The sequence below is a fragment of the Roseivivax sp. CAU 1753 genome (assembly GCF_054482575.1).
Map to the genome: position 1 here is coordinate 1,017,181 of NZ_JBTLRF010000001.1, position 26,073 is coordinate 1,043,253.

Consider the following 26,073-nt stretch of genomic DNA (forward strand, 5'->3'; position numbering starts at 1 on the left):
GTCAGTCTCCCGATGCAGGCTTTTCCGGCAGAAAGGTCAGCGGATCCACGTCTTCGGGAAGCTTGTCGAGCCACTCGTCGGTGCGGGATTGCTCGACCTCCTGATAGGTTTCGGGGTTCCAGATCTGGAAGGTGTCGCCCGAGGCGATAAAGAAGGCTTCGCTGTCCAGCGAAACGCCGATCTTGTCGCGCAGTTTCTGGGTCATCACGAAGCGGCCGGTCTCGTCGACGGCGGCGTCCACGCTGAGGCCCGAATAAAGCCGTTCCAGCATCTTGCGCTCGTTCGACCCGCGCTGCAGGGCCTCGATCCGCTCTTCGACGTCCTCGATGGCCTGGATCGTGTAGCATTCAAGGTATTTGCGGCGGTGATCGCCATAGACGATCACGAATTCAGGGGATTTGCCGGTATCCCAGCCCGGGTCGCCCGCTTCGAGGACACGGCGAAAAGAGGCCGGAATCGAGACCCGCCCCTTCTTGTCCACCTTCTGGTGGCCTTCACCTCTGAACCTCAGCCTGCGGCCCACTGCCCGGCCCCTTCACTGTCTGCCCCCGAAACGGAAAAACGGCGAGTTGATCTGCTGCCATTGATCAACCCGCCGCCTTGGTCCCGCTTGGGCGGGAGGATCCCGATCGCGCGCGCCACCTGGGGGGATGCTGCTCGCCCGCGCGCCGGAATTCGGTTTTGTCGACGAGAGCGAGGTGCCTGTATGAAACCCGCTCTATTATTTTTATTCGGGAGAAGTGTTGCGGTTGGTTTTTGTGTCCGCTGTCTTCCCTGCCCTCGTCGATGAAACATGGATGGCATGGGATTTTATGGGGCGCAACGGTTTTTTTGCCGCTTCCGGCACCGGATATTGTTCCGCGGTCCCGGTTTGAACAACATCTTGACGCAGGTCGATGCGCGGATTCCAGCCTATATAGACGCGATTTACCCAAAGACCACCATATGTAGCGACCCATCGCGCCGACCAACCAGGCCCATGAATTCCAAGAATTTTTCTTCCAGGGCGATTTCCTATGTCCTCGATTGCTCAAAAGTCCTGCATTCTGTGGCGAAACGAACACACCAAAACGCGGGAATCCCGGTGAATCACCCGCAATTCCCGGAATCACCCCGATGCAGAACCGCAATTCCCCGCCCGCGACCCATCCCATCCCATACGGGTGCCCATCATTTCCCAAACCGGCGCCTTCCAGGACCGGACACCGGGACCGAAACGCCGATCCCCGACGCGAAAGTCCGGTCTTGCCACATCGGCTCTTGATTTCACCCCGCGACGCTTCTAGGCGAGGGACGCCTCGGTCCGGGTGTCATGCCCGGTGAATAGGGAACGTGGTGAAACTCCACGGCTGCCCCCGCAACTGTCAGCGGCGAGCGCGCGCGGCACATGCCACTGGGCCAGATCGCCCGGGAAGGCCCGCGTAGCGTGATGACCCGTGTAGCCAGGAGACCTGCCGCGGCGATCACCCTTTTCGGGCGCGGGGCGCGTCCCGGGAAACGGCCTTCCGGCGTGGTGATACTCTATTCGCCGTTCACCGGGGGGGCCTGCCCTTTCCAAGAACACATCACAGACTGGCCCCGGACGCCTGCACTGGCTTCGGGGCACGGAAAGGAAAGGACAGACATGTCCCGTTTCTTGCTTGGCGTTTCCGCCATAGCGCTGCTCATGCCAGCCGCCGCCCGGGCCGAGGTTCTCGACCTTGCCCCGATCACCGTCTACGGCAATGTCGGCAGTCTGCCGCTGTCGCGCACCGGCGCAACCGTGTCGATCATCGACGCCGAAGAGCTTGAGGACGCGCCGTCGGAAAACCTGGCCGAGACGCTGGCCCAGATCCCGGGCGTCACCTATTCGCAGAACGGCCCCACCGGACAGACCGGCTTCGTGCGCCTTCGCGGCCTGCCCCAGCGCTATGCGCCGGTACTGCTGAACGGCATCAACATCTCGGACCCGACCGGCGTGCAGACGCAGTTCGACTTCGGCAACATCCTGCAGGGCGGCCTTGGCAGCGTCGAGATCGTCAAGGGCGCGCAATCGGCGCTCTATGGCTCTGACGCGGTTGCGGGCGTGATCGCGCTGACCGGGGCCACCGCGCCGCGCGATCCGGGCCGCTTCCTGACGCTGGGCGCGGAATACGGCAGCTTTGATACGCTGCGCACCCAGATCGAGGCCGGGTTCGCCACCGAACGCGTGGGCGTCGCCTTCTCTGTGGCAACGCTCGATGCCAGCGGCCCGTCGGCCATCGCCAGGGGTGGCAATGTCAGCCTGTTCGACCCGGTGACCTTTGCCAGCGCCAGCCCGGAATACGACTATGACGAAGACGACGCCGTCTCGGGCCGCCAGTTCACCTTCGATGCCTATGTCGATGCGACCGACACCATAAGGCTGGGCCTGACCGGCTTTGGCCAGCGGTTCCTGTCGGACTACGATCAGGGCTTTGCCGATTACGATTCCGTCACCGGCGCGGTGCTGACCGACCCCGAAACCGGCGATACCGAAACCGACCAGCGCGGCCTGCGCGCCTATGCCGAGATCGAGGCGCTGGGTCTTTTCCACACCATCGAGGCGTCGCGCTTCGAGATCGACCGCGCCTCGACCAATACCTTCGGCACCAACGACTTCGACGGCAGCCGCACTGACTTTGGCTATGTCGGCGAATGGGCCTTCGGCAGCGGCTCGATCCTCAGCTTCGGCCTCGACCGCAAGACCGAGGAGGCCGACGCGGCCCCCGACGACGTGACGGTCACCGGCTATTTCGGCGAGGTGGTCTATGCCGCGCGCCCCGATCTCGACCTGTCGCTGTCGCTGCGCCGCGACGACCATTCGGAGTTCGGCGAATTCGTCGCCGCGCGTGCCGCCGCCACGTGGCGCGCCCGACCGGATCTGACCTTCCGCGCCAGCGTTGCCAACGGCTACCGCGCGCCGTCGCTCTACGAGCTGTTCGATCCCACCTACGGCAATGCGTCGCTCGATCCCGAGGAAAGCATCACCGCCGATCTGGGCGTCGAGAAGACCTTCGACAACGGTGCCGCGCTGACCGCCACACTGTTTTATGCCGAGATCGAAGAGCTGATCGCCTTCGACTTCGTGGCGGGCTATCAGCAATCGAACGGCATCTCGGTCAGCCGCGGGGTCGAGCTTTCGGGGCTCTATCCCGTCTCGGACCGGCTGACCCTGACCGGGGCCTTCACCTATACCGACGCCCGCGAAGCGGATGACGACCCGCAGGTGAACGTGCCGCGCTACGACCTCAGCCTCGGCGTGCAGGCGGACATCACCGACCGGCTGTCCGGCGGCATGACGCTGCGCCACGTGGCCGACCTGCCCCCGGCCTCGAACGCCGCCTTCGGCACCGAGACACTGGACGATTACACCGTCGTCAACGCCCAGGCCTCCTATGCCATCCGCGATGGGATCGAGGCCTATCTGCGGGTCGAGAACCTGTTCGACACCGACTACGAGATCCTGCCCGACTACGAAGCGCCCGACCGCTCAGCGTATTTCGGGATCCGTGCGTCGTTCTGAGCGCATAACGCGCAAAGCCGCGCTGGCCTTGGCCGGTGCGGCTTTGGCGGCGTCTGTCTGGACGTCGGCAATGGCGCAGTCGGGTGCGGATATCGCACCGGCGCGCGTGGTGTCGCTCAATGTCTGCACCGATCAGCTGGCCTTCCTGCTCGCCGCCCCGGGGCAGTTGGTGTCGGTGTCCCGCCTCGCCCGTGATCCGCGCTCGTCCTCCTATGCGGCGGACATGGCGCATTTGCCCACCAACGGCGGCGGCGCCGAAGAGGTAGTGCTGCTGGCCCCCGACCTGGTCCTTGCGGGCACCTTCACCACCCGCGCGACGGTCGCGATGCTGAAGCGGCTGGGCTATGACGTCGCGGTCTTCGCGCCGGTCACGTCGCTGGACGAGGCCGCCGCCAACATGGCCCGCATGGGCGCGCTTCTGGGCCGCGACGATGCGGCGTCTGCCATGATCGCCGATTTCAACGCCCGCCGCGCGGCGATCCGGCCTGCCAAGGCGGGACCGCGCACCCTGCTTTATTATCCCATGGGGGCCACCGCGGGCCGCGGCACCATGGCCGATGCCCTGCTTGAGGCGGCGGGGCTGACCAACATCGCCGCCGAAATGGGCCTGACCTACGGCACCCTGCATCTGGAAGAGGCGGTGCTGTCGAACCCGGAGCTGATCCTTGTTCCGCAGGCCTATGCCCGCCCGACCCGTGCCACCGATGCGCCCCGCCATCCGGCCCTGCGCCGCGCCGGGGCCGTCCACGAAATCGACGCCGGGGCCGACTGGAGTTGCGAGACCCCGGCCCTGCTGGACGCCATTGCGCGCCTGAAGACCCTGGCCGAGGCGACGCGGTAATGCGCAGCCTCGTCCCCTTCCTCGGCCTTGGGCTTGTCGCAGCACTGCTCTTTGTCGCCTCGCTTCTGGTGGGCTACGCGCCGCTGTCGCTGCCAGAGGCGCTGGCCGCGCTGTTCGGGCAAGGCGACGCGCTGACCGTCATCGTGATGCAGGACATCCGCCTGCCGCGCGCGCTGCTGGCCGCGTTGGTGGGGGCCGCGCTTGGCATGTCGGGCGCGGCGATGCAGGGCTATCTGCGCAACCCCTTGGCCGAGCCGGGCCTGATCGGTGTCTCGGGCAGCGCCGCCCTGGGCGCGGTCATCGCCATCCAGACCGGCCTTGCGGGTGCTTTCGCGCTGGCGCTGCCGCTGGTGGCGCTGGTGTTCGCGGCCTCTGCCGTGGCGCTGCTTCTGGTGCTGGCGGGGCCGCGCGGCGGGTCGCTGACCCTGATCCTCGCGGGCATCGCGGTGTCGTCCCTGGCGGGCGCGCTGACCGCGCTGGTGCTGAACCTGTCGCCCAATCCCTATGCCGCCGCCGAGATCGTGTTCTGGCTTCTGGGCTCGGTCGCGGACCGCGCCATGTCGCATGTGTGGCTGGCCGGCCCGGTGATCGTGGCGGGCATGGCGCTGCTGGCCACCTCGGCGCGGAGCCTCGATGCGCTGACCCTGGGGGAAGACGCCGCCGAGGCGCTTGGCGTGTCGCGCCGCGCCCTGCGGGTCAAGGTCCTGCTGGGCACCGCCGCCGCCGTGGGGGCCGCCACCGCCGTCGCGGGCGCCATCGGCTTCGTCGGGCTGGTGGTGCCGCATCTCTTGCGCCCCGCGATGCGCGCGCGCCCCGGTGCGCTGCTGCCCGCCAGCGCGCTTGGCGGCGCGGCGTTGCTGCTGGCCGCCGACCTTGCCGTGCGGCTTGTCCTGCCCGAACGGGATCTCAAGCTGGGGGTGGTGATGGCGCTGATCGGCGCGCCGCTGTTCCTGCACCTGATCTTTCGCACGCGAAAGGATTTGATGTGACGCTTTTGACCCTCGATGGCCTGACCGTGCGCCGGGGGGCCTGCCCCGTGGTCGATGCGGTCGACCTGCGCGTGGCACCGGGCGAGGTGCTGGGCCTTTTGGGGCCGAATGGCGCGGGCAAGACCACGCTGATGCGCGGCGCGTTGGGGTTGATGCGCGCCGAGGGCGCATCGTCGCTGGCCACCCTGAACGCGCGCGCCCGTGCCCTGGCCTGCGCCTGGCTGCCGCAGGCCCGCGAGATCGCCTGGGGTCTGCGCGTCGAGGATGTGGTGGCGCTTGGACGGATGCCGCATGGCAGCGGCAGGACCGAGGCCGACCGCGCCGCCGTGACCCGCGCCATCGACCACATGGGCCTTGCCGGGTTTCGCCACCGCATCGCGACCGAACTGTCGGGCGGCGAACAGGCCCGCGTCCTCATCGCCCGCGCATTGGCCCAGGAGGCCCCGCTGCTGATGGCGGATGAACCGATCGCGGGTCTTGACCCCGCCGCCCAGATCGCCACGCTGCAGGTGTTCGGCGATCTGGCCCGCGCGGGCGGCGCGATCCTGACATCGCTGCACGATCTCGGGCTTGCCGCGCGCTACTGCACCCGGCTTGTGCTGCTCGACCAGGGCCGCAAGGTCGCCGACGGTGCGCCGCGCGACGTGCTGACCGAGGCCAACCTTGCCCGGGTCTTCCACCTTGACGCGCGCATATCTGAGACCCCGCGCGGGCTGATCATCGAACCCGTCGGGGTGCTGGCATGACCGGCCCCCGCCCCGCCGCAACGCCCGCGCGTCCCCGCGCCGCGCCCGCGCCCGAACAGGAGTGACATGATGGACAAGCTGACAGCCTTTCTCGACCGGGGCGGGCCCGCGCTTTGGGTGATCGCGGGCCTGTCGGTGGTGACGCTGGCGATCATCCTGTGGAAGACCTGGGCGCTGGTGCGCATGGGCGCATGGCGGCGCGGACCGGCGGAACGGGCGGTCACGCTGTGGGAAGAAAACCGGCACGACGCGGCAGTGGCGGCGCTGGCCGGGCGGTCGGGCCTGCGGGCGCGGGTGCTGCGCGCCACCATCCACGCCGCCCGCACCCGCCCCGCCGAGGCCGCCCGCGAAGAGACGTTGCGCATGGCCCGCGCCATCCTGATGGAGGCAGGCACCGGGCTGCGCGCGCTTGACCTTATTGCCACCATCGCGCCGCTGGTCGGGCTGCTGGGCACCGTGCTTGGCATGATCGACGCGTTCCAGGCCCTGCAGGAGACCGGCGCGCGAGCCGATCCCGCGGCCCTTGCGGGCGGCATCTGGGAGGCGCTTCTGACCACCGCCGCCGGCATGGCCGTGGCGATCCCGGCCTCGGTCGCGCTGTCGTGGTTCGATTCGGTCACCGACCGGGTTGCCCATGACCTTGACGATCTGGCCAGCCGGATCCTCAACGGCGCATGAGCCTCGGGCTGGCATATGCACGCGGGCGCAGGCGGCCTCCGTCGCTGACGCCGATGATCGACGTGGTGTTCCTGCTTTTGGTCTTTTTCATGCTGGCGGCGCGGTTCGGCGCCGATCAAGCGCTGGCGCTGGCACCGGGCGGCACCGGGGCGCTGGCCTATACCGGCCCGCCGCGTCTGGTCGCGGTGGGACCTGAGGGGCCGACGCTGAACGGGCAAAAGGTCGACGGCGATGTCTTGATCGCGGCGCTGCGCGATCTGACCCGGGGGCCGGACGATGTGATCGTGCTGCGCGGCACGCAGACCGCGACGACCGCCGATCTGGTGGCGATGATTGCGATGCTGCGCGGCGCAGGCTTTGACGCGCTGGCGGTGGTCGAATGATGCGCGCGCGGCTCGTGCCACGCCGCCGCCGCACCGCGCGCGAGACGGTGGTGCCGATGATCAACGTGGTCTTCCTGCTGCTGGTGTTCTTCCTGCTGACCGCCCAGATCGCCCCCGCGCCACCCTTCGATCTGACCCTGCCCGAAGCGTCCGCCGAGGCCGCCGAGCGTTCGACCGGCCCGCTTTATGTCGCTGCTGACGGACGGCTGGCCCTGGGCGATCTGCGCGGCGCGGCGGCCCTTGCGGCGGCGGCGATGGCGGGTGCGGTGCATCTCGAGGCCGACGCCGCGCTGCCCGCCCGCGACCTTGCGCGGCTGCTGGCCCGCCTTGCGGACGCGGGCGCGACCGAGATCACCATCGCAACCGACGCGCCGCCCACATGAGGGTGCTCGAGGCCCTTGCCTTTGGCAGCTGCGCCGCTGTGCTGCATGTGGCGGCCTTTGCGCTGGTGACGCTGAGCGAGGCTCCGGGTTCGGTGGGGGGCGGCGACGGCGGCGCGGCGGATGCGACGGTGCTGGCCACCGGCGGGCAGATCGCCGCGCTGGTCGCCCGGTGGCAGCAATCGCCCGACGCGGTGCAGGCGGTTGCGGCCCCCGTGCCGCCACGGTCGGACGTGGCACCGCGCCGCGACACGCCGCAGGCCCCGGTGCCGCGGCGTCTGGCACAGCCGGGCACGCTTGTCGCGACCGACACCGCGGAGGGACGCACGGCACCCGCACCGGACCTGCCCGCGCCGCCGCCGCCCGCACCTGCCGCCCTTGTCGCGCCCGAGAGCCTGGCCGCGCTGCCGGTGCCCCGGCCCGACGCGCTGGCCAGCCCCCGCCTGCCCGATCCCGCAACACCGCGTCTGGTGGCCCCCGCGCCGATGCGCCGCCCGGATGCCGCACGAGAGGCGGCGCCGCAGGCCATGACGCAGACCGCGCGGGCATTGACCGACCCGACCAACACCGCGTCCCTGGCACCGGACCGGTCCGCCCGTCCGGCGCTGCGCCCCGACACGCTTGCGCCCCCGCCACAGGCGCGCCCGGCCAAGGCCAGACCATCCGGCCCGCAACCGGCCCCGCCCGCGCGCGCCGCGCAACGGGCCAAGGGGGCGGGCGCGACGGCGGCTCCGGCCCCTAAAGCGCAGGTCAGGACACAACCCAAGGCGCAAGCCGGGCCCAGCGCGGGTCAGGTGCAGGCGGCGCAGGCGCAGTGGGGCGCGCAGATCCGCAGCGCGGTGGCGCGGGCACAACGCTACCCCGGCAACACCCGTGCGACGGGTCGGGCGACGGTCCGGCTGGACGTCGCGCCTTCGGGCCAGCTGCGCGCGGTGCGACTGGTGCAATCGTCAGGACATTCGGCGCTCGATCAGGCGGCGCTGACGGCGGCGCGGCGTGCCCGCCTGCCCCGCGCGCCGGGAATTCTGCGTGCGGCCAGCTACAGTTTCAATCTGCCATTGAGTTTCGCCCGCCGCTGATCGCGCATTCCGGGCGCACGCGCCGCATCGCAGCGTTAGCGGGTGTCATTTCTGCCTGAAAAGCGTGCAAATCGGGGTCCATGACGTTAGGTCAAAGGCCCGGCCACCTCAGGAACCTTTTTCAAAGCATTGTTTTTGAACTACTTTAACTATGCGCGAGACGCATATCAGGTTTGAACCAATTGTTATTGTGCAACTGCAGCATTGGCCCCATCTTCAATCCAACAGACGAACACATACCCAAAAGGTTTCACACCATGGCACACGCACAGACACAGACTGACGCTTCCCGCGGCGGCTTCTTTGCTCGCCTGATCGACGACATCCGCGACCGCCGTGCACGGCGTCGCATCTACGTGCAGACGCTTACCGAACTGCAGCGCCTTTCCGATCGCGAACTGAACGATCTGGGTCTTGGCCGCTCGCAGCTTCCGAATGTCGCATGGCAGGCAGCCTACGAGCGCTGAGCGCAACATATTCAGCGGTCGGTCGACACGGCCTGTCCGCAACACAGGTCTTCTTGCAGGCATCCTGCAGGACTTCAACACGGGAAAGCAGCGTTTTCCCACCATATTCGAGAGCTGATGTCCTCCCCTGAGGCTCTCGGACAAAAGCGGCGGCACGTTTCTCCTCCCTGGTGTCGCCGCACCTTATTCGAAGCCCGGACGCGCTTGCGGCCCGCGCTTCACCAGAGCTGAAGGCCTTCTCCTCCCTTGGGCCTTTGGACCCTGCGGCGGTTCCCCGTTTCCTCCTCCCTGAGGGGACCGCCGCTTCCAGTTTTCGCCCCGGCGCTTCGGCCCGCGGCACACGAGACGGAGCCCCCTCTCCTCCCTTGGGGTCTTCGATAGCGGCGGTGGCTCCCTCCTCCTCCCTTGGGGGCCGCCGTCCACAACCATTCGGAGGGCATGATCGCCATGGCGCGGATGCTTTCTACACGAGACGAAGGCCCTTCTCCTCCTCCCTGAGGGCTTTCGGAACTGGCGGCGATCCTCTCTCCTCCCTGGGGATCGCCGCTTTCAGGAATACGCCAGCGGCACGATGCCGTGGCGACAGGACTGAAGGCCCTCCTCCTCCCTGGGGCCTTCGGGATCGGCGGCGGCCCTCTTTCTCCTCCCTTGGGGGGTCGCCGCCACTCTATCCTGGCCTCGGCAGGCGCAACGCGCGTGCCCGGGCCGACGAGACGAAGGCCTCACCTCCTCCCGGGGTCTTCCATCTGGCGGCGGTCCTTTTTTCTCCTCCCTTGGGGCCGCCGCCGCTTTTTGTCCCCGCTCGACCACCCGACTTGCGCCTTTCGGCCCCCGCATCTGCGTGCGGCGCTTTCCCTTGCGCCCGCGCTTCGCTAGGAAACAGGGCAACGAGACGAAGGAGGCTTGGGCACACCATGGCGATGGACAAGAATTTCGACGCGGCATCCGCGGAACAGCGCATCTGCGAGGACTGGGACAAGGCCCGTGCCTTTGCCGCGGGCGCGAATGCCGCGCCAGGGGCGCAGACCTTTTCGATCATGATACCGCCGCCGAACGTGACCGGCAGCCTGCACATGGGGCACGCCTTCAACAACACCTTGCAGGACATCCTCGTGCGCTGGCACCGGATGCAGGGGCACGACACGCTGTGGCAGCCCGGCACCGATCACGCGGGCATCGCCACGCAGATGGTGACCGAGCGCGAAATGGCCGCCAACAACGAGCCCACCCGCACCGAGATGGGCCGCGCGGCGTTCCTCGACCGGGTCTGGCAGCAGAAGATCGCTTCGCGCGGAACGATCATCGGGCAGTTGAAACGGCTCGGCGCGTCCTGCGACTGGTCGCGCGAGGCGTTTACCATGTCCGGCGCGCCCAATGCGCCCGCGGGCGAAGACGGCAACTTCCACGACGCGGTGATCCGGGCCTTCGTCGACATGTACGAGAAAGGCCTGATCTATCGCGGCAAGCGGCTGGTCAACTGGGACCCGCAGTTCGAAACCGCGATTTCCGACCTCGAGGTCGAGAATGTCGAGGTGCAGGGGCATATGTGGCACTTCAAGTACCCGCTGGCGGGCGGGGCCACCTATACCTATGTGGAAAAGGACGAAGACGGCACTGTGCTGTTCGAGGAAGAGCGCGACTACATCTCGATCGCCACGACGCGGCCCGAAACGATGCTGGGCGACGGCGCGGTTGCGGTGCACCCGTCGGACACGCGCTACGCGCCGATCGTCGGCAAGCTCTGCGAGATCCCGGTGGGGCCGAAAGAGGACCGCCGCCTGATCCCGATCATCACCGACGAATACCCCGATCCGACCTTCGGCTCGGGCGCGGTGAAGATCACCGGCGCGCATGATTTCAACGACTACGCGGTGGCCAAGCGCGGCGGCATCCCCTGCTACCGGCTGATGGACGCGCGCGGCGCGATGCGCGACGACGGCGAGGCCTATGCCAATGCCTCGGCCATGGCGCTGGCGGTCGCGCGGGGCGAAGAGACGCTGACCGAGGCCGAGGCCGACGCGGTCAACCTCGTGCCTGACGACCTGCGCGGGCTCGACCGGTTCGAGGCGCGCAAGAGGGTCGTGCGGCAGATCACCGACGAAGGGCTCGCCGTGATGGTCCCCGCCCACGATCCGCGGCTGGGCAAGAAGGCCGCAAAGCCGCTCGCCCCCGAGGAAGGCGGCGAAGCACGCGCGGCGGACCTGGTGCCGCTGGTCGAGGAAAAGCTGATCATGCAGCCCATGGGCGACCGCTCGAAGGTGGTGATCGAGCCGATGTTGACCGATCAGTGGTTCGTAGATGCCGAAAAAATCGTCGGCCCCGCCCTCGATGCGGTGAAGGACGGCACCGTCGCGATCCTGCCCGAGCGCGACAAGAAGGTCTATTTCCACTGGCTCGAGAATATCGAGCCCTGGTGCATCTCGCGGCAGCTCTGGTGGGGGCACCAGATTCCGGTCTGGTACGGTCTCGACGTGTTCAACACCGGCTTCGTCGATGACGAGGGCGACGGCGATCTTGACGAGGTCGAACTGGGCCGCCTGCTGATCGACCGCGCCTTCAACCATGCCGATCCGACGTTCCATTGCGCCGCCGATCTGGACGCGGTGGCCGACAAGTTCCATGCGGACCTGCGCGCCCTGCCCGCGCCGCTGCACGCCGCGCGCGTGGTCGAGGTTGCCGATCGCGACGCCGCCATCCACCTGCTCGCGGAGAGCCTGGCGGACTACAATGTCAACCAGGACCCGACGCATCTGGTCTACCCGGTCTGGCGCGATCCCGACGTGCTCGATACCTGGTTTTCCTCGGGGCTGTGGCCGATCGGCACGCTGGGCTGGCCCGAACAGACGCCGGAGCTTGCGAAATATTTCCCGACATCGGTGCTGATCACCGGTTTCGACATCATCTTCTTCTGGGTCGCCCGGATGATGATGATGCAATATGCCGTGGTCGGGCAGCGGCCCTTCGACACCGTCTATGTCCATGCCCTGGTGCGCGACGAGAAGGGCAAGAAGATGTCCAAGTCGCTGGGCAACGTGCTTGATCCGCTTGATCTGATTGACGAATACGGCGCGGACGCGGTGCGGTTCACGCTGTCGTCGATGGCCGCCATGGGCCGCGATCTGAAGCTGTCGAAAGAGCGGATCGCGGGCTATCGCAACTTCGGCACCAAGCTTTGGAACGCCTGCCGGTTCGCCGAGATGAACGGCGTCTTCGAGGGCCGCAGCGCCACCGCCATGCCCCCCGAAGCGCGCGAAACCGCCAACCGGTGGATCATCGGCGAAACCGCCCGCGTGCGCGAAGCCGTCGACGAGGCGCTGGCGCAATTCCGCTTCAACGACGCCTCGAGCGCGCTTTACGCCTATGTCTGGGGCGTGGTTTGCGACTGGTACGTGGAGTTCTCCAAGCCGCTCTATGCCTCCGAGGATGCAGCCGTGATCGCCGAAACGCGCGCCACGATGGGCTGGGTTCTGGACCAGTGCATGATCCTGCTGCACCCGTTCATGCCCTTCATCACCGAAGAACTCTGGACCCTGTCGGCCAAGCGCGACGGCCTGTGTGCCCATGCCGACTGGCCGACCTACAAGGCCGCCGATCTGGTCGATCCGGTCGCCGATACGGAAATGCACTGGGCCATCGCGCTGATCGAGGGCACGCGGTCCGCCCGCGCCCAGATGCGCGTGCCGGTGGGGCTTTATGCGCCGATGCTGGTTACCGGTCTCGATGCCGACGGACAGGCCGCATGGGATCGCAACGCGGCCCTGATCAAGCGGCTCGCACGGATCGAAAGCCTTGAAATCGTGGACACATTCCCGAAAGGCTGCGTCACCATCCCGGTGGGCGCCACCACCTTCGGGCTGCCGCTGGAAGGGCTGATCGACGTCGGAGAAGAGATCGCGCGCCTTGAGAAGACCCTTGCCCGGGTCGAGAAAGAGGCGAAAAGCCTGCGCGGACGGCTGTCCAACCCGAAGTTCGCCGAAAGCGCGCCCGAGGATGTCGTCGCCGAAAGCCGCGACAACCTTGCCGCCCGCGACGCGGACATCGCCACGCTGCAGAACGCCTTGTCGCGGCTGCGGGAAATCGGCTGATCAAACAACGGCCTTGCAGTCTTGACGATTGCAGGGCCCGCGCCTTTTGGTTCACAATGTTGCGTGAAGGGATGGTTTGGCCTTGCCTGCCCGACATCGGCGCGTGACAGCATTGGTTTTCCGACATGCGACAAAACCGTATCATAACCCGGGACGGCGTCGCGCACCGCTGCGCGATGTCCCTGCTTCGGGACGAAACCGCGGCGGCGCATGCCGAGGTCGAGGCGCGCTATGCCGCATTCATGGCGGCACCGGCGCCCCACATGAGGCGCTTTCTGACCGCGCAGCTGATCGCGTTCCGCGCGCTGTCGGCGCATGATGCGGGCCCCGCGCGGCCCGGCGACGCGGTGCTGCTGTCGGGGGTGATCGCCGATCTGACCCGCGATCTCGGCGGGCAGGACGGGCCCGATTTGCCGCTGGGCGCGCCGTTATGCACCGATGCGGTGGCCTATCTCACGCTTGGATCACGGCTTGGAACCGAGGTCATCAAGCGTCACCTGACCGCCCATGGCCTGCAGCACCCCCGCGCCTTCGACGCGCCGCCGCCGAAAGCCGCGTGGCTGGCGTTCCGCCAGCGTATCGATGCGATGGATCCGCAGGAGCCCGCGTTCGCGACCCTGCTGCGGGACGCCCGCACCGGCTTTGGATTCTTCGCGACCGCAGCAACCCTGACCGGTTTCGCGCCCCGGCGGGAGGCCGCAGCATGAGCGTGAACCAGACAACCCTGTCCGGACAGGCACGTCAGGACCCGGACGGTCCCGATCTGACCGCATGCGACCGCGAGAACATCCACTTGCTGGGGCGGGTGCAATCCTACGGTGCCCTGCTCGCGGTGACGTCGGACTGGGTCGTGCAGCACGCGTCGGAAAACCTCGGGGCGGTCCTGCACATCGCGGCGCGCAATGCGATCGGGGCCAGCCTCGCGACGCTTCTGGGGGTCGAGCCGCTGAACCGGATCCGCCAGCGCATGCGCGACGGAGACGGCGATCCGCGCACCATGCGGATGTTCGATTTCACCATCGGTCGAAGGCGCTACGACCTGTCGATCCACCAGAGCGGCCGTTACCTGGTGTTCGAGTTCGAGCCATGCACCACGGTCTCCGGTCGCGACGTTCTGAGCGACACCTACCTGCTTGTCGACCGCCTGCGCCGGGCAACGACGCTTGATGCGCTGTGCCGCGAAGGCGCGCGTGGCCTGCAGGCCCTGTCGGGCTTTGACTCGGTCATGGTCTACCGGTTTGGCCGCGACCGGTCTGGCACGGTGATCGCCGAGACGCTGCGCGGCAATGGCCCGACCTATCTGGGCCTGCGCTTTCCGGCGTCGGACATTCCGCAACAGGCCCGCGCGCTGTACAAGCGGTCGCTGCTGCGGCTGATCGCCGACGTTTCGGACCCCGGTGCGGTGATCCTGCCTGAAAGCACGCCCGGCGACAGCCCGCTCGACCTGTCACTCGCGGTCACCCGCGCGGTGTCGCCGGTGCATCTGGAATACCTGCGGAACATGGGGGTTCAGGCCTCGATGTCGGTGTCGATCCTGAAGGATGACGACCTTTGGGGGCTATTCGCCTGTCACCACCCGACCCCGCGCTACATCACCTTCGAGCAGCGCACCGCGATCGAGTTGTTCGCGCATCTGTTTGCCTTCGAGCTGATGCAGTTCGCCACCCGGCAGGCGAACCGGACCGAAGCGCTGGTCGCACAGGTACAGACGGCGGTACTGCTTCAGGTGACGGTCGGATCGGACCTGGCCCCGGCGATCCGCGACGTTGCGGGCGAATTGCGCTCCGTTGTCGCGCATGACGGCGTGATGCTCTACACCGACCGGACGCTGACATGCTGGGGCGATACCCCCGACCGCGAAACCTTTCCCGATCTGCTGCGGTTTCTGCACACCAACACCACCGAGACGATCTTCGTCTCCGACAGCCTGAGCGAGGACTACCCGGAGGCGGCGACTTTCCTGCCCGGCTGCGCCGGTATCCTGGCCATTCCGTTTTCGCGCAGCAAACAGGACTACCTGATCTTCTGCCGCCGCGAGGTCGCGGGCACGGTGTCCTGGGCCGGCAAGCCCGAGGCCAAGCAGGACAAGGTCGCGGCTGACGGTCGCCTGACGCCGCGCAAGAGCTTCGAGACGTGGCAGGAAACCGTCATGGGCAAATCCGAAGCCTGGAGCGACACGGACCTGCACGCCGCCAAGCTGCTTCGGGCCTTGCTGCGCGAGGTGATCCTGCGCGTGGGCGACGAGGTGGCCGACGAACATCACCGCGAGCAAGAGCGGCAGGCGCGGCTGATCGCCGAATTGAACCACCGCATCCGCAATATCCTGACATTGACGCGGGGCCTGGTGTCGCAATCGCGCGACGATACCATGACCGTCGAGAGCTTCGCCCAGAACCTCGACGGACGGTTGCACGCGATGGCGCTGGCCCATGACCAGTTGTCACGGACATCCCGGGAACCGCTGTCGGTCGCCGACCTGCTGGGCCTGGAATTCGCGGCCTATGCAACCGGGGCCGCGACGCGGCTGCGGCTGTCCGGGGACGATGTCCTGGTTTCGCCCGCGGCCTATGCGGCATTTGCACTGGTGTTTCACGAACTGGTCACCAACGCGGCCAAGTACGGCGCACTCAGCGTGGCCGACGGCCATGTGGAGGTTGCGCTTGGCAGAACCTCCGAGGGCGACTTGCGGATCGACTGGAAGGATGTGGGCGGCCCGCCGGTGTCCGCGCCGACGCGGCGGGGCTTCGGGTCGTCGATCATCGAAAGCGCCATTCCCTTCGATCTCGGCGGCACCGCCGTCATCGACTATCCGCCGGACGGCCTGACCGCGCGGTTCACCGTGCCGGGAAAGCACCTGACCGACGCGGCGCAGGATCTGCCCGCAGGCGAAAGCGCCGGGTCCGCCACGGGCAAGATCCCGAGCCTGACCGGCAAGGCGCTGGTGGTCGAGGACTCGATGATCGTGGCGATGGACGCGAGCGGCATCCTGAGCGATTTCGGGGCCACGACGACCGAGGTCGCGGGCACCGTCCACGACGCATTGGCGCTGATTGAGCGGCATGATTTCGAGGTGGCGCTTCTGGATGTGAAGTTGGGGCAGGAGCAATCAGTCACGGTCGCGCAGCGGTTGGCCGATCTTGGTGTGCCCTTCGTGCTCAGCACCGGGCACGGCGATGTCGATGCGCTGCGGCGTCGCTATCCCATGTGCAAGGTGGTGCAGAAACCGTTTTCGACCGAATCGATCGCGGCGGCGCTGGTGCAAAGCGGTCTGCGCACGCGCTGACCGGGCGGCGGTTTTGCGCTTTGGGCTTTATGCGCTGCGCATTGCGTGCAGAATGGTGACACAGGCAGCGGCACCGCCTGCCACCGCCCGCCGCCGTCCCCGTCACGCGCGCCCGGCTTGACCGGGATCAATGTGGCCGCGGCGGATCGGCCCTAACCTGTGGATCACTCAGCCGGAAGGTGCGCCATGTCCCGCCGTATCATGCTTCTCCCCTTGCTCGTCATGGGGTGCACGCCCGAAACGCCCGCCCCCGGTCGCGCGCTCTATGTGGAAAATTGCGCGGTCTGTCACGGGATGGACGCGGGCGGCAACGGGCAGATGGCGGCAAGCCTGACCAAGAAGCCGCCCGATCTGACCCGGATCGCAGACCGGCGCGACGGCGTCTGGCCGATGCTCGAGGTGATGTCGATCATCGACGGATATTCCAGCGGCATCCAGCCGCGCGAAGGCATGCCGGTGTTCGGAAAGTTCCTCGATGAACAACTGGTCGATTTCGACACCGGCAACGGCGTCGTCGTCGCCGCCCCGCGCAACCTGATAGCACTGGTGGAATACCTCGAAGCGATCCAGTCCCCGGCCGCCACCAGCTACGTGCCGTGAGAGATGCAGGAGCGGTCGGTAAGGGACCGGTCTGTCGCAACGCCGGAAAAACCCCGGCCCGTCCGCCCGCCGCAGGGTCGGTGACACGTCTCGCTTGCCGGAAAATGGTGCCCCCACACGGACTCGAACCGCGGACCTACTGATTACAAATCAGTTGCTCTACCAGCTGAGCTATAGGGGCACTGAGGGGCGGTTTACTGCGACAGGCGGCACGGTGCAATATGCCCCGTGCGCTTTTTCCGCGCCCTATTCGGCAAGATGGCAGGCGACGCGCGTCTCGCCCAGGGGGCGCAGTTTCGGGCGTTCGCTGCGGCAGCGATCGACGGCAATCGGGCAGCGCGGATGAAAGGCGCAGCCCGGGGGCGGATTGATCGCATCGGGGATTTCGCCTTGCGGCGGGTCGATGTCGCGCCCGAAGGCGTCCATGCGGGGGGCGGCATCGAACAGCATCTGGGTATAGGGATGTTTGGGTTCCGCATAGAGCGTGTCGCGCGGGGCCTCTTCGACCAGCGCGCCCAGGTACAGCACCCCCACCTTGTCGGCCATGTGGCGCACCACGGTCAGATCGTGGCTGATGAACAGATAGGTCAGGCCCAGTTCTTCGCGCAGGTCGGTCATCAGGTTCAGAACCTGGCTCTGCACCGACACATCGAGCGCCGAGGTCGGCTCGTCGCAGACGATGATGCGCGGACCGGAGGCCAGCGCGCGGGCGATGCAGATGCGCTGGCGCTGCCCGCCCGAGAACTCGTGCGGATACTTGCCCGCATCCTGCCCCGACAGGCCCACCTGTTCCAAGAGGCGCTCTGCCAGCCCCTTGGTATCGCCGCCGCGCGCGGCGACCGGCTCGGCGATGATGTCGCGGACCCGCCAGCGCGGGTTGAGCGAGGCATAGGGATCCTGGAAGATCATCTGGATGTTCTCGCGCACGGCGGCGCGGCGGGGCCCCTCGGGTTCGGTGGCCAGATCGACGCCGTCGATCACGACCTGGCCCGAGGTCGGCGGCACCAGCCCGACGATGATCTTGCCGATGGTCGATTTGCCCGACCCGCTTTCGCCGACCAGCGCATAGACGGAGTTTTCCTCGATCTCGAAGGACACGTCGGACACGGCGGTCAGCAGCGCCTTGGGCGTGCGTTCGATCACCCGGTTGAGCCAGGGTTTCGAGACGTCGAAGATGCGGGTGAGGTTCTCGACCTCGATGAGCGCGCTCATGCGGGGGCCTTTTCTTCTACGGTCAGCGGGAACCAGCAGGCGGCACGTCCGTCGCAACTGGCCAGATCCGGTCCGGGGTTCTGGCGGCAGCGGGCCTCGGCGCGGTCGCAGCGGGGATGGAAGGCGCAACCGTCGGGCAAGGCGTCGAGGCGGGGCATCGCACCGGGGATCTGGCGCAGGCGCTTCTGCCCCTGACTGGCCAGCGGGGTCGAGCCCATGAGTCCCGCGGTATAGGGATGGCGCGCGCGGGTCAGCACCTCGCGCACGGGGCCGAGTTCCGCCAGACGCCCCGCATACATCACCGCCACGCGGTCCGCGGCCTCGGCGATCACGCCCATGTCGTGGGTGACCAGCATCACCGCGACGCCCTTGTCCCGGCAAAGCCGTTTCAGCAGGGCGATGATCTGCGCCTGCACCGACACGTCGAGCGCGGTGGTGGGTTCATCGGCGATGACGAGATCCGGTTCGGCGCAGAGCGCAAGCGCGATCACCACGCGCTGCCGCATGCCGCCGGAAAACTCGTGCGGGTAGCTGCCGATCCGTTGCGCGGCGGCGGGGATGCCGACTTCGTCGAGCGCGGCGATGGCACGTCTGAGGGCCTCGGACTGGCTGACGTCGAGATGTTCGAGGATGGTCTCGGTCAGCTGGTCGCCGATGGTCAAGAGCGGGTTGAGCGAGGTCAGCGGGTCCTGGAAGATCATGCCCATGCGCTTGCCGCGCAGGCGGCGCAGCGCCTCGCCGCGCGCGGTATGGACCGGCGCGCCCTTCAGCAGCACCTCGCCCGCGACGATGCGCGCGGGCGGGTCCAGCAGGCCGATCACGGCGTTGCCGGTCATCGACTTGCCCGCGCCGCTTTCGCCGACAACGCCAAGGATCTCGCCCTCGGCGATGTCGAAACTGACGTTGTCCACGGGCCGCAGCACACCGCGACGGGTGGGGATTTCGACGGTCAGGTTGCGGACGGAAAGGACGGGTGTGGTCATCGCATGCTCGCAATCAGTTTTTCTTCGGCTTCTTCGATAGCGTCATTCAAAGTCCTGATTTCACCTATCAGTTCCGATGCCTGTTCTCTGGATATGTTACCTTCAAAAGTAAGAGCCTCATTGAGCAGATCTTTCACCTTCTGTCGTATTCCCGCTTTTCCGTAGGAAATTTCGCCCAATACTCGGTTCGCTCGCAGTGATAGGTTTCCTCTGACAAGGTCTGCAGCCCTGTCTAAGTCGTGCCTCGCCCTGCCGACATGAAACTCTCGGTCATTGAACTCAGGGAGGACTGTCGCGATTTTGTTTTCGGAAGGATACCGGCCGCTTTCAATCTCACGCAGAAGAGCCAACACACCGGCAGGGGTGAAATAGATTTGTCGAAGGCAATCTATCAGTCTCTGCATGGACCGCAAATCCCGAGGCCCCGACGAATTCTGTCTGGGTTCCACAGTACGCGCTAACTCAGCCGCTCCCCTGACAATTTCAATCAGTGAAGAGTATTCCATTAGGATTCATCACCTCAGCTTCGGATTGAGCGCATCGCGCAGCCAGTCGCCCAGCAGGTTGATCGACAGTGCCAGCGCCAGAAGGGTGACGGCGGGGAAGAACAGGATCCACCATTCGCCGGAGAACATGAATTCCTGCCCGATGCGGATGAGCGTGCCGAGCGACGGCTTGGTCGGCGGCGCGCCGACGCCCAGGAAAGACAGCGTCGCCTCGGCGATGATCGCCAGCGCGAGGCTGATGGTGGCGATCACCAGCACCGGGTTCATCACGTTGGGCAGGATGTGGCGGACCATGATCGAAAACGGCGAGCGCCCGATCAGCCGCGCCGCCTGCACGTATTCGCGGTTCTTCTCGACCAGCGTGGCACCGCGCACGACACGGGCGAACTGCACCCAGTCCGACAGGCCAATGGCCAGGATCAGTACCCAGATCGCCATCTGGTCGCGGTATTCCGGCGGCGTGATGCCCTTGGCGATGCCGAAGATCAGCATCGCCACAAGGATCGCCGGAAAGGTCAGCTGCACGTCGGCGACGCGCATGATGATGGTCTCGGTCCAGCCGCCCAGATAGCCCGCGAGCAGCCCCAGCACGACGCCGATGACCAGCGCCAGCATCACCGCCGAAAAGCCCACGAACAGCGAAATGCGCATGCCGTAAAGGATGGTCGAGAACACGTCGCGGCCCTGATCGTCGGTGCCCAAGAGGAACAGATCGCCGGTGAAGGCATTGGCCGTGCCGGGGGGCGTGAAGCCGTTCATCAGGTTCAGCGTGGCGGGGTTGAAGGGGTCGTGCGGCGCAATCAAAGGGGCCAAGAGCGCCGACAGCACCAGCAGCACCACCACGAAGGTCGAGAGCATCGCCACCGGCGCGTGGCGGAAGGACCAGGCCAGATCGCTGTCCCAGGCACGCGCCAGCCGAGAGGGTGCGCGCGCCGGGGCGGGTGCGGGCGGGGTCGTGGTGTCGGTCTTTGCCATCAGTGCCCTCCGGCGGCGGTACGATCGGCGCGCAGGCGCGGATCGATCGCGAAATACAGCATGTCGACGATCAGGTTGATGCCGACGAACATCACCGAGATCATCATCAGATACGCGGCCATAACCGGGATATCGACGAACTGGATCGCGTTGATGAACAACAGCCCCACCCCCGGCCACTGGAACACCGTCTCGGTGATGATGGCGAAGGCGATGATCGAGCCCAGTTGCAGGCCGGTGATGGTGATCACCGGCACCAGCGTGTTCTTCAGCGCGTGGCGGAAGTTGATCGCGCGTTCGCGGATGCCCCGCGCGCGGGCAAAGCGGATGTAGTCCATGCGCAGCACCTCCAGCATCTCGGTGCGCACCAGCCGCATGATCAGCGTCATCTGGTAGAGCCCCAGCGTGATCGACGGCAGGATCAGCGCCTTGAGCCCGCTTGCGGTCAAAAACCCGGTGGACCAGCCGCCCAGCTGCGTGACCTCGCCGCGCCCGAAAGAGGGCAGCCAGCCAAGCTCGACCGAGAACAGGTAGATCAGCAGGATGCCGATCAGGAAGGTCGGCAGCGACACCCCGATCAGCGACACGGTCATGATGACATTGGCCGCGACGCCTCGCCTTCGGATCGCGGTGAAGATGCCGAAGCCGATGCCGCCCGCCAGCGCCAGCACGCCAGAGACGAAGGCCAGTTCAAGCGTGGCGGGCGCACGCTCGACCAGGATGTCGGCCACCGGACGGCCCTGGCGATAACTCAGTCCGAAATTGCCCTGTACCGCCTGGCCAAGGTACTTCCAGTATTGCACCACGAAGGGTTGATCGAGGCCAAGCTCGATCCGCAGGCGTTCGATATCGGCCTGCGTCCTTTCCTGCCCGAGCATGTTGTCGATGGGGTCGCCGACAAAGCGGAACATCGAGAACGCGACAAGCCCGACGACGAAAAGGACAAGGATCGATTGCGCGATCCGGCGGATGATATAGGCGAGCATGGCGCCTCAGTTCACATCGACCCAGCGCAGGATGAAGAAGTCGTCCTCGCGCTGGGTCAGGTCGATATTGGTGGCGGTCCCCCACAGCAGCGGCTGCACGTAGAGCGGCACATAGACCATGTCGTCCTGCACCAACCCCGCGATTTCGTCGAGCATGGCCTGACGGGCGGCGGGGTCGATCTCGGACTGGATCATGGGGATCAGGTCGTCGACGCGGGCGTTGGAATAGCCGCCGAAGTTCCAGGTGCCGATGTTGTCCTGCGGCGTATGGACAAGGAAGCGGAACGGGTGTTCGGCATCGAAGGTGCCGGGCGACCAGCCCAAAAGGTACATGTCGTATTCGTCGGCCCGCAGTTCCGGCCAGTAGTTGCGCACCGGCACCGCGTCGAGCTGCGCCTCGAGCCCGATCTGCGCCAGCATCGCGACGGTCGCCTGGCAGACGGATTCGTCGTTGATGTAGCGGTCGTTGGGGCATTTCAGCAAGAAGCGGAAGCCGTCCGGATAGCCCGCCCCGGCCAGAAGCGCCTTGGCGCCGTCCACGTCCAGCGGCGGGCGGTCCGACAGGCCGTCGGAATAGCCCGACATGGCGGGGCTGACCAGTTGCGCCGCAGGCTCGGCCGAGCCGCGCATGATGGTCTGCAGGATCGCGGGCACGTTGATCGCCTGGGCGACGGCCCGGCGCACGTCCGGGTTCCTGAACGGATTGCCCTCGACCGATCCATCGCCGCCTGCCAGCGTGTCCTTGTCCTGCGAAAAGCCGAACATCATCACCCGCGCCTCGACGCCGCGCTTGAGCGTCACGCCATCGGCCCGGTCAAGCCGGTCGGCATCCTGCACCGGCACCGGGTTGATCATGTCGACCTCGCCCGACAACAGCGCTGCCACGGCGGTCGCGGAATTGTCGATGGGGGTAAAAATGCCCTCGGTGACGTTGCCGCGGTCGTCGCCCCACCACGCATCGAAGGGCGTGAGCACGGTGCGCAGGCCCGGATCGCGGTCCGCCACGCGATAGGCGCCGGTGCCATTGGTGTTGATGGTGGCGAAGTTGCCCTGCTCGATGTTGGGGCGGGTGACGCCGTTCGCCTCTGCCCAGCCCTTGTCCATGATCATCCAGTTGGCGATGCTGTCGGGAAAGATCGGGTTCGGCGACGATGTGCGGATCTCGACCGTGTAGTCGTCAGGCGCCGTGACCTCGGTCACGGATGAGAACCAGCTTGCGGTGTCGGCCTCGGCAGAGGACGCGCGTTCGTAGGAAAAAACCACGTCCTCGGCGGTGAACGCCGCGCCGTCATGGAAGGTGACGCCTTCGCGCAGGGTAAAGCGCCAGCCCTCACCGTCGCCGATGGGGTCCCACGCGGTGGCCAGCGCGGGTTCGATCGCCATGTTGCGGTCGCGCCGGACCAGGCCCTCGTAGACGTTGTTCAGAAAGCCCAGCACGGGCGCGGAATTGCCGGCATGCGGGTCCATGGTGTTGGGGTCGGTCTGGCCGGCCCAGCGAAACGTCTCGGCGTTTGCGGGCAGCGCCAGCGCGCAGAGCGCGGCGAGCATCACGGGCGTTTTCATGTCGGCGGTCCTTCTTGTGAAAGAAAGCACCCGGGCACGCGTGCCTGTGCCCGGGTTCCGGTCTCGGTCCTCGCCCCCTTGGGTGCGGGGCGGATCGGTCGGGATCAGTTCATTTCCATGAACTTGAACTTCGGATCGTCCTCGGGGCTGACCTCGATGCCGACCGCGTCAGTCATCCCCCAGTTTAGCACTTGGTGGTGGATCGGGATATAAAGCTGTTGGTCCTGCACCACTTCCCAGATCGCGCCGATCTCGGCATTGCGCGCATCGAGATCGGTTTCAGAGGCAAGCCCGACGATCTTCGCATCGACATCCGCGTCCGAAAAGCCGGTGCCGTTCCAGCTGCCGCGATCCGCGCCACGGGTGTGCACCAGGAAGTTGAAGATGTATTCGGAATCGTAGGTCGGCACGCCCCAGCCCAGCATGTAGAAATCCGTCTGGCCATTGGTGATCAGCGGGAAGTGCTGCGCTTTCGGTTTCGCATCAAGGTTCACCGTCACGCCAATCTGCGCCAGCATGCCGACGGCGGCCTGGCAGATCGCCTCGTCGTTGACGTAGCGGTCGTTCGGGCAGTCAAGCTGAATCGAGAATCCGTCGCCGTAGCCCGCCTCGTCCATCAGCGCCTTGGCGGCGTCGATGTCGGTCTTTGCGGCGGCATCCATGGCTTCGGTCCAGCCGTTGACGAAGGGCGGCGCGATCATGCCCGCGGGCTGCGACTGGCCGCGCATCACCACCTGCCGGATGGCGTCGCGGTTGATCGCCATCGACATGGCGCGGCGCACCCGCACATCGGCCAGGGGGTTCTTGCCCTCGACATTGTCATTGGCGATATCGTCCGCGCCCATGTTCATGCCGAAGAAGATCACCCGGTTCTGCGGCGCGGTCTTGACCACAAGCCCGTCGGTCGCGCCGACGCGGTCCAGATCCTGCACCGGCACGTCCTGGATGAAGTCGACCTCGCCCGAGAGCAGCGCGGCCACCCGGGTCGCGGCGTTCTGGATCGGGGTATAGACGATCTCGGTGACGTCCATCGGGAAGTCGTCCATGCCCCAGTAATCGGCGTTCTGTTCGAGTACGGTCTTCACGTCCGGCTCGCGGCTGACCAGCTTGAACGCGCCGGTGCCATTGGTGTTGGTGGCGGCAAAGGTGGTCTCGCCGCCCTCGATGTCCTGCACCTTCACGGCGTCGTTGGCCTCGGTCCAGGTCTTGTCCATCATGAACAGGTTGGTGAGGTTGGACGGCAGGATCGGGTTCGGCCCGTCGGTGACGATCTCGACGGTCAGGTCGTCTACCGCGCGCACTTCGGTGATGGAGTTCAGCAACTCCTTCATGTCCGAATCCTCGGTCTTGGCGCGGTTGATCGAGAACACCACATCCTCCGACGTGAAGGCCGCGCCGTCATGGAAGGTCACGCCGTCGCGCAGGTTGAACACCCAGACGTTCGGATCGCCTTCTTTCGGGGCCCAGTCGGTGGCAAGGGCGGCCTGAAATTCACCGGTCATGTCGCGGATGATCAGCGGCTCGTAGATCTGATGCGCAAGCGTGTGGGTCGGGCCTTCGTTCTGCGCATGCGGATCGAGGGTCAGCGAATCGCCCGTCCGCGCCCAGCGCAGGGTTTCGGCCGACGCGCCAAGCGTGGTGCCGGCCAGAAGGGCCGCGGCAAGGATGCCTGTGGTTTTCATGGAAGTCTCCCTGGTTCGTCCGGTCGGGCTTGGTGCCCGAACTCATGAACGGCAATCCTAGCGATCACGCCGCGCGCTTCAAGCCACGAGGCAGATGACGCGGGATAAACCACCGCTGCCGCTGCGCGACGCGGGCGCACCCCCTGCCCGGCCCCCGATCCGCATCCGAAATTTCGCTTTGAAAACGTTTTTCAGAAAGCTAGACCCGAAGGTGCAGTCGAGGTCATCTGGCAATCAGATCATGCAACCCCCGAAACGGCCACGCGGTCGGCCCAAGTCGCAATTCACCGAAAGCTCGGCCGGGACGCTGCAATCGCTCGACCGGGCGCTTGGCGTGCTGATCGCCATATCGCGGGCGTCGCGGTTGACGCTGACCGACCTGTCGCAGGCCGTCGGCGTGCCCACGGCGACGACGCACCGCATCCTGATGACGCTTCAGAAGCACGACTTCGTCACATTCGACGAGGAACGCCAGGACTGGCAGATCGGGATCGAGGCGTTCCGCACCGGGTCGTCCTTCCTCAAGCGCAGCAACCTTGTGGATATCGGGCGGCCACTGATGCAGCTGCTGATGGAGGAAACCGGCGAGACCGCCAACCTTGCCGTGCCGCAACATTCCGAGGTGGTCTTCATCGGGCAGATCGAGACGCTGAACCCGATCCGGGCGTTCTTTCCGCCCGGCACCCGCACCGCGATGCATGCCTCGGGCACCGGCAAGGCGATCCTGGCCGAGATGCCCGCCGACAAGGTGGCCAGACTGCTGGCGACGGCGGGGCTCGAGGCGTTCACCGCCAATACCCTGACCACGCCCGAAGATTTGTCCGCCGATTTTGCCCGCACCCGCGCGCGCGGCTGGTCCTTCGATCGCGAGGAACGCCACGAAAGCATGTCCTGCATCGGCGCGGCGATCTTCGACGAACACGGCAACCCCTTTGCGGGCGTGTCGATCTCGGGGCCGAGCATCCGCTTCGACGCGGACCGCATCCCCGCCTTCGGAGCGGCGGTGGCCCGCGCGGCGGAAGAGATCACCCGTCGATATGGCGGCTTGCGGCCAGAGCGGCGCGGCACGCCGACCTAGCGCGGCCCGGCCCGGCCTGACGTACCCTGAATGT

General features: G+C 66.7%; 22 protein-coding genes, 1 tRNA gene and 1 riboswitch. Of the genes, 14 read left to right on the forward strand and 9 right to left on the reverse strand.

Annotated elements, in window-relative coordinates; genetic code table 11:
• Window position 1: 1 nt before the first annotated feature.
• On the reverse strand, window positions 2–523 hold the full coding sequence (gene mraZ / locus ACXYMN_RS04610) for a division/cell wall cluster transcriptional repressor MraZ (RefSeq protein WP_459012276.1): 522 nt from the start codon (window positions 521–523) through the stop codon (window positions 2–4).
• Window positions 524–1,282: 759 nt separating this feature from the next.
• Window positions 1,283–1,473, forward strand: a riboswitch (cobalamin riboswitch).
• 151 nt (window positions 1,474–1,624) lie between these two features.
• Here mraZ and ACXYMN_RS04615 point away from each other — a divergent pair.
• From ACXYMN_RS04615 to ACXYMN_RS04675, 13 genes are all read left to right on the forward strand, one after another.
• On the forward strand, window positions 1,625–3,523 hold the full coding sequence (locus ACXYMN_RS04615) for a TonB-dependent receptor plug domain-containing protein (RefSeq protein ID WP_459012277.1): 1,899 nt from the start codon (window positions 1,625–1,627) through the stop codon (window positions 3,521–3,523).
• 70 nt (window positions 3,524–3,593) lie between these two features.
• The gene (locus ACXYMN_RS04620; protein ID WP_459012278.1) at window positions 3,594–4,364 is read left to right on the forward strand and encodes an ABC transporter substrate-binding protein; all 771 of its coding nucleotides are present in this window, start codon (window positions 3,594–3,596) and stop codon (window positions 4,362–4,364) included.
• Complete coding sequence (locus ACXYMN_RS04625; RefSeq protein ID WP_459012279.1) at window positions 4,364–5,353, forward strand: FecCD family ABC transporter permease; 990 nt, start codon at window positions 4,364–4,366, stop codon at window positions 5,351–5,353. Before ACXYMN_RS04620 ends, ACXYMN_RS04625 begins: the two co-directional genes overlap by 1 nt.
• Window positions 5,350–6,099 carry an ABC transporter ATP-binding protein gene (locus tag ACXYMN_RS04630; protein ID WP_459012280.1) on the forward strand — a complete coding sequence of 250 codons (750 nt, stop codon included), beginning with the start codon at window positions 5,350–5,352 and terminating at the stop codon, window positions 6,097–6,099. Before ACXYMN_RS04625 ends, ACXYMN_RS04630 begins: the two co-directional genes overlap by 4 nt.
• A 69-nt stretch (window positions 6,100–6,168) precedes the next feature.
• Window positions 6,169–6,777, forward strand: coding sequence for a MotA/TolQ/ExbB proton channel family protein (locus ACXYMN_RS04635; RefSeq protein ID WP_459012282.1), 609 nt, complete (start codon window positions 6,169–6,171; stop codon window positions 6,775–6,777).
• Window positions 6,774–7,160 carry an ExbD/TolR family protein gene (locus tag ACXYMN_RS04640; RefSeq protein ID WP_459012283.1) on the forward strand — a complete coding sequence of 129 codons (387 nt, stop codon included), beginning with the start codon at window positions 6,774–6,776 and terminating at the stop codon, window positions 7,158–7,160. Before ACXYMN_RS04635 ends, ACXYMN_RS04640 begins: the two co-directional genes overlap by 4 nt.
• Window positions 7,157–7,543, forward strand: coding sequence for an ExbD/TolR family protein (locus ACXYMN_RS04645; protein ID WP_459012285.1), 387 nt, complete (start codon window positions 7,157–7,159; stop codon window positions 7,541–7,543). The genes ACXYMN_RS04640 and ACXYMN_RS04645 overlap by 4 nt, the downstream gene beginning before the upstream one ends.
• The gene (locus ACXYMN_RS04650; RefSeq protein ID WP_459012287.1) at window positions 7,540–8,619 is read left to right on the forward strand and encodes an energy transducer TonB; all 1,080 of its coding nucleotides are present in this window, start codon (window positions 7,540–7,542) and stop codon (window positions 8,617–8,619) included. The genes ACXYMN_RS04645 and ACXYMN_RS04650 overlap by 4 nt, the downstream gene beginning before the upstream one ends.
• 257 nt (window positions 8,620–8,876) lie before the next feature.
• Window positions 8,877–9,086: a DUF1127 domain-containing protein gene (locus ACXYMN_RS04655; RefSeq protein ID WP_459012288.1), complete on the forward strand. Its 210-nt coding sequence runs from the start codon at window positions 8,877–8,879 to the stop codon at window positions 9,084–9,086.
• 914 nt (window positions 9,087–10,000) lie between these two features.
• Window positions 10,001–13,171: a valine--tRNA ligase gene (locus ACXYMN_RS04660; RefSeq protein WP_459012289.1), complete on the forward strand. Its 3,171-nt coding sequence runs from the start codon at window positions 10,001–10,003 to the stop codon at window positions 13,169–13,171.
• Between the two features lie 176 nt (window positions 13,172–13,347).
• On the forward strand, window positions 13,348–13,878 hold the full coding sequence (locus tag ACXYMN_RS04665; protein WP_459012291.1) for a heme oxygenase-like domain-containing protein: 531 nt from the start codon (window positions 13,348–13,350) through the stop codon (window positions 13,876–13,878).
• Entirely contained in the window at window positions 13,875–16,454 is a 2,580-nt protein-coding gene (locus tag ACXYMN_RS04670) for an HWE histidine kinase domain-containing protein (RefSeq protein ID WP_459012292.1), read from the forward strand. The genes ACXYMN_RS04665 and ACXYMN_RS04670 overlap by 4 nt, the downstream gene beginning before the upstream one ends.
• 186 nt (window positions 16,455–16,640) lie before the next feature.
• Window positions 16,641–17,054, forward strand: a complete 414-nt coding sequence (locus tag ACXYMN_RS04675; protein ID WP_459012293.1) for a c-type cytochrome — start codon at window positions 16,641–16,643, stop codon at window positions 17,052–17,054.
• A gap of 105 nt (window positions 17,055–17,159) precedes the next feature.
• Here ACXYMN_RS04675 and ACXYMN_RS04680 read toward each other — a convergent pair.
• The 8 genes from ACXYMN_RS04680 to ACXYMN_RS04715 all read right to left on the reverse strand — a co-directional run bounded on the left by ACXYMN_RS04680 (window position 17,160) and on the right by ACXYMN_RS04715 (window position 24,961).
• Window positions 17,160–17,235, reverse strand: a tRNA-Thr gene (locus ACXYMN_RS04680).
• Between the two features lie 65 nt (window positions 17,236–17,300).
• On the reverse strand, window positions 17,301–18,266 hold the full coding sequence (locus tag ACXYMN_RS04685; protein WP_459012294.1) for an ABC transporter ATP-binding protein: 966 nt from the start codon (window positions 18,264–18,266) through the stop codon (window positions 17,301–17,303).
• The gene (locus ACXYMN_RS04690) at window positions 18,263–19,249 is read right to left on the reverse strand and encodes an ABC transporter ATP-binding protein (protein WP_459012295.1); all 987 of its coding nucleotides are present in this window, start codon (window positions 19,247–19,249) and stop codon (window positions 18,263–18,265) included. Before ACXYMN_RS04690 ends, ACXYMN_RS04685 begins: the two co-directional genes overlap by 4 nt.
• Window positions 19,246–19,653 carry a hypothetical protein gene (locus ACXYMN_RS04695; RefSeq protein WP_459012296.1) on the reverse strand — a complete coding sequence of 136 codons (408 nt, stop codon included), beginning with the start codon at window positions 19,651–19,653 and terminating at the stop codon, window positions 19,246–19,248. Before ACXYMN_RS04695 ends, ACXYMN_RS04690 begins: the two co-directional genes overlap by 4 nt.
• Before the next feature lie 111 nt (window positions 19,654–19,764).
• Window positions 19,765–20,730 carry an ABC transporter permease gene (locus ACXYMN_RS04700; protein ID WP_459012297.1) on the reverse strand — a complete coding sequence of 322 codons (966 nt, stop codon included), beginning with the start codon at window positions 20,728–20,730 and terminating at the stop codon, window positions 19,765–19,767.
• Window positions 20,730–21,716: an ABC transporter permease gene (locus tag ACXYMN_RS04705; RefSeq protein WP_459012298.1), complete on the reverse strand. Its 987-nt coding sequence runs from the start codon at window positions 21,714–21,716 to the stop codon at window positions 20,730–20,732. Before ACXYMN_RS04705 ends, ACXYMN_RS04700 begins: the two co-directional genes overlap by 1 nt.
• A 6-nt stretch (window positions 21,717–21,722) precedes the next feature.
• A complete protein-coding gene (locus ACXYMN_RS04710) occupies window positions 21,723–23,279 on the reverse strand; it encodes an ABC transporter substrate-binding protein (RefSeq protein ID WP_459012299.1) in 1,557 nt (518 codons plus the stop codon).
• Between the two features lie 104 nt (window positions 23,280–23,383).
• Window positions 23,384–24,961, reverse strand: a complete 1,578-nt coding sequence (locus ACXYMN_RS04715) for an ABC transporter substrate-binding protein (protein WP_459012300.1) — start codon at window positions 24,959–24,961, stop codon at window positions 23,384–23,386.
• Window positions 24,962–25,202: 241 nt separating this feature from the next.
• On the opposite strand from ACXYMN_RS04715, the gene bhcR reads away from it, so the two are divergent.
• On the forward strand, window positions 25,203–26,039 hold the full coding sequence (bhcR, locus tag ACXYMN_RS04720; RefSeq protein ID WP_459012301.1) for an HTH-type transcriptional regulator BhcR: 837 nt from the start codon (window positions 25,203–25,205) through the stop codon (window positions 26,037–26,039).
• The last annotated feature ends 34 nt before the right edge of the window (window positions 26,040–26,073 follow it).

Bases quoted from the DNA above. Each gene is read 5' to 3' on its own strand.
- ACXYMN_RS04615 (WP_459012277.1), top strand. From the start codon at position 1,625: ATGTCCCGTTTCTTGCTTGGCGTTTCCGCCATAGCGCTGCTCATGCCA.
- ACXYMN_RS04620 (WP_459012278.1), top strand. From the start codon at position 3,594: ATGGCGCAGTCGGGTGCGGATATCGCACCGGCGCGCGTGGTGTCGCTC.
- ACXYMN_RS04625 (WP_459012279.1), top strand. From the start codon at position 4,364: ATGCGCAGCCTCGTCCCCTTCCTCGGCCTTGGGCTTGTCGCAGCACTG.
- ACXYMN_RS04635 (WP_459012282.1), top strand. From the start codon at position 6,169: ATGGACAAGCTGACAGCCTTTCTCGACCGGGGCGGGCCCGCGCTTTGG.
- ACXYMN_RS04640 (WP_459012283.1), top strand. From the start codon at position 6,774: ATGAGCCTCGGGCTGGCATATGCACGCGGGCGCAGGCGGCCTCCGTCG.
- ACXYMN_RS04645 (WP_459012285.1), top strand. From the start codon at position 7,157: ATGATGCGCGCGCGGCTCGTGCCACGCCGCCGCCGCACCGCGCGCGAG.
- ACXYMN_RS04650 (WP_459012287.1), top strand. From the start codon at position 7,540: ATGAGGGTGCTCGAGGCCCTTGCCTTTGGCAGCTGCGCCGCTGTGCTG.
- ACXYMN_RS04655 (WP_459012288.1), top strand. From the start codon at position 8,877: ATGGCACACGCACAGACACAGACTGACGCTTCCCGCGGCGGCTTCTTT.
- ACXYMN_RS04660 (WP_459012289.1), top strand. From the start codon at position 10,001: ATGGCGATGGACAAGAATTTCGACGCGGCATCCGCGGAACAGCGCATC.
- ACXYMN_RS04665 (WP_459012291.1), top strand. From the start codon at position 13,348: ATGTCCCTGCTTCGGGACGAAACCGCGGCGGCGCATGCCGAGGTCGAG.
- ACXYMN_RS04670 (WP_459012292.1), top strand. From the start codon at position 13,875: ATGAGCGTGAACCAGACAACCCTGTCCGGACAGGCACGTCAGGACCCG.
- ACXYMN_RS04675 (WP_459012293.1), top strand. From the start codon at position 16,641: ATGTCCCGCCGTATCATGCTTCTCCCCTTGCTCGTCATGGGGTGCACG.
- ACXYMN_RS04685 (WP_459012294.1), bottom strand. From the start codon at position 18,266: ATGAGCGCGCTCATCGAGGTCGAGAACCTCACCCGCATCTTCGACGTC.
- ACXYMN_RS04690 (WP_459012295.1), bottom strand. From the start codon at position 19,249: ATGACCACACCCGTCCTTTCCGTCCGCAACCTGACCGTCGAAATCCCC.
- ACXYMN_RS04695 (WP_459012296.1), bottom strand. From the start codon at position 19,653: ATGCAGAGACTGATAGATTGCCTTCGACAAATCTATTTCACCCCTGCC.
- ACXYMN_RS04700 (WP_459012297.1), bottom strand. From the start codon at position 20,730: ATGGCAAAGACCGACACCACGACCCCGCCCGCACCCGCCCCGGCGCGC.
- ACXYMN_RS04705 (WP_459012298.1), bottom strand. From the start codon at position 21,716: ATGCTCGCCTATATCATCCGCCGGATCGCGCAATCGATCCTTGTCCTT.
- ACXYMN_RS04710 (WP_459012299.1), bottom strand. From the start codon at position 23,279: ATGAAAACGCCCGTGATGCTCGCCGCGCTCTGCGCGCTGGCGCTGCCC.
- ACXYMN_RS04715 (WP_459012300.1), bottom strand. From the start codon at position 24,961: ATGAAAACCACAGGCATCCTTGCCGCGGCCCTTCTGGCCGGCACCACG.
- bhcR (WP_459012301.1), top strand. From the start codon at position 25,203: ATGCAACCCCCGAAACGGCCACGCGGTCGGCCCAAGTCGCAATTCACC.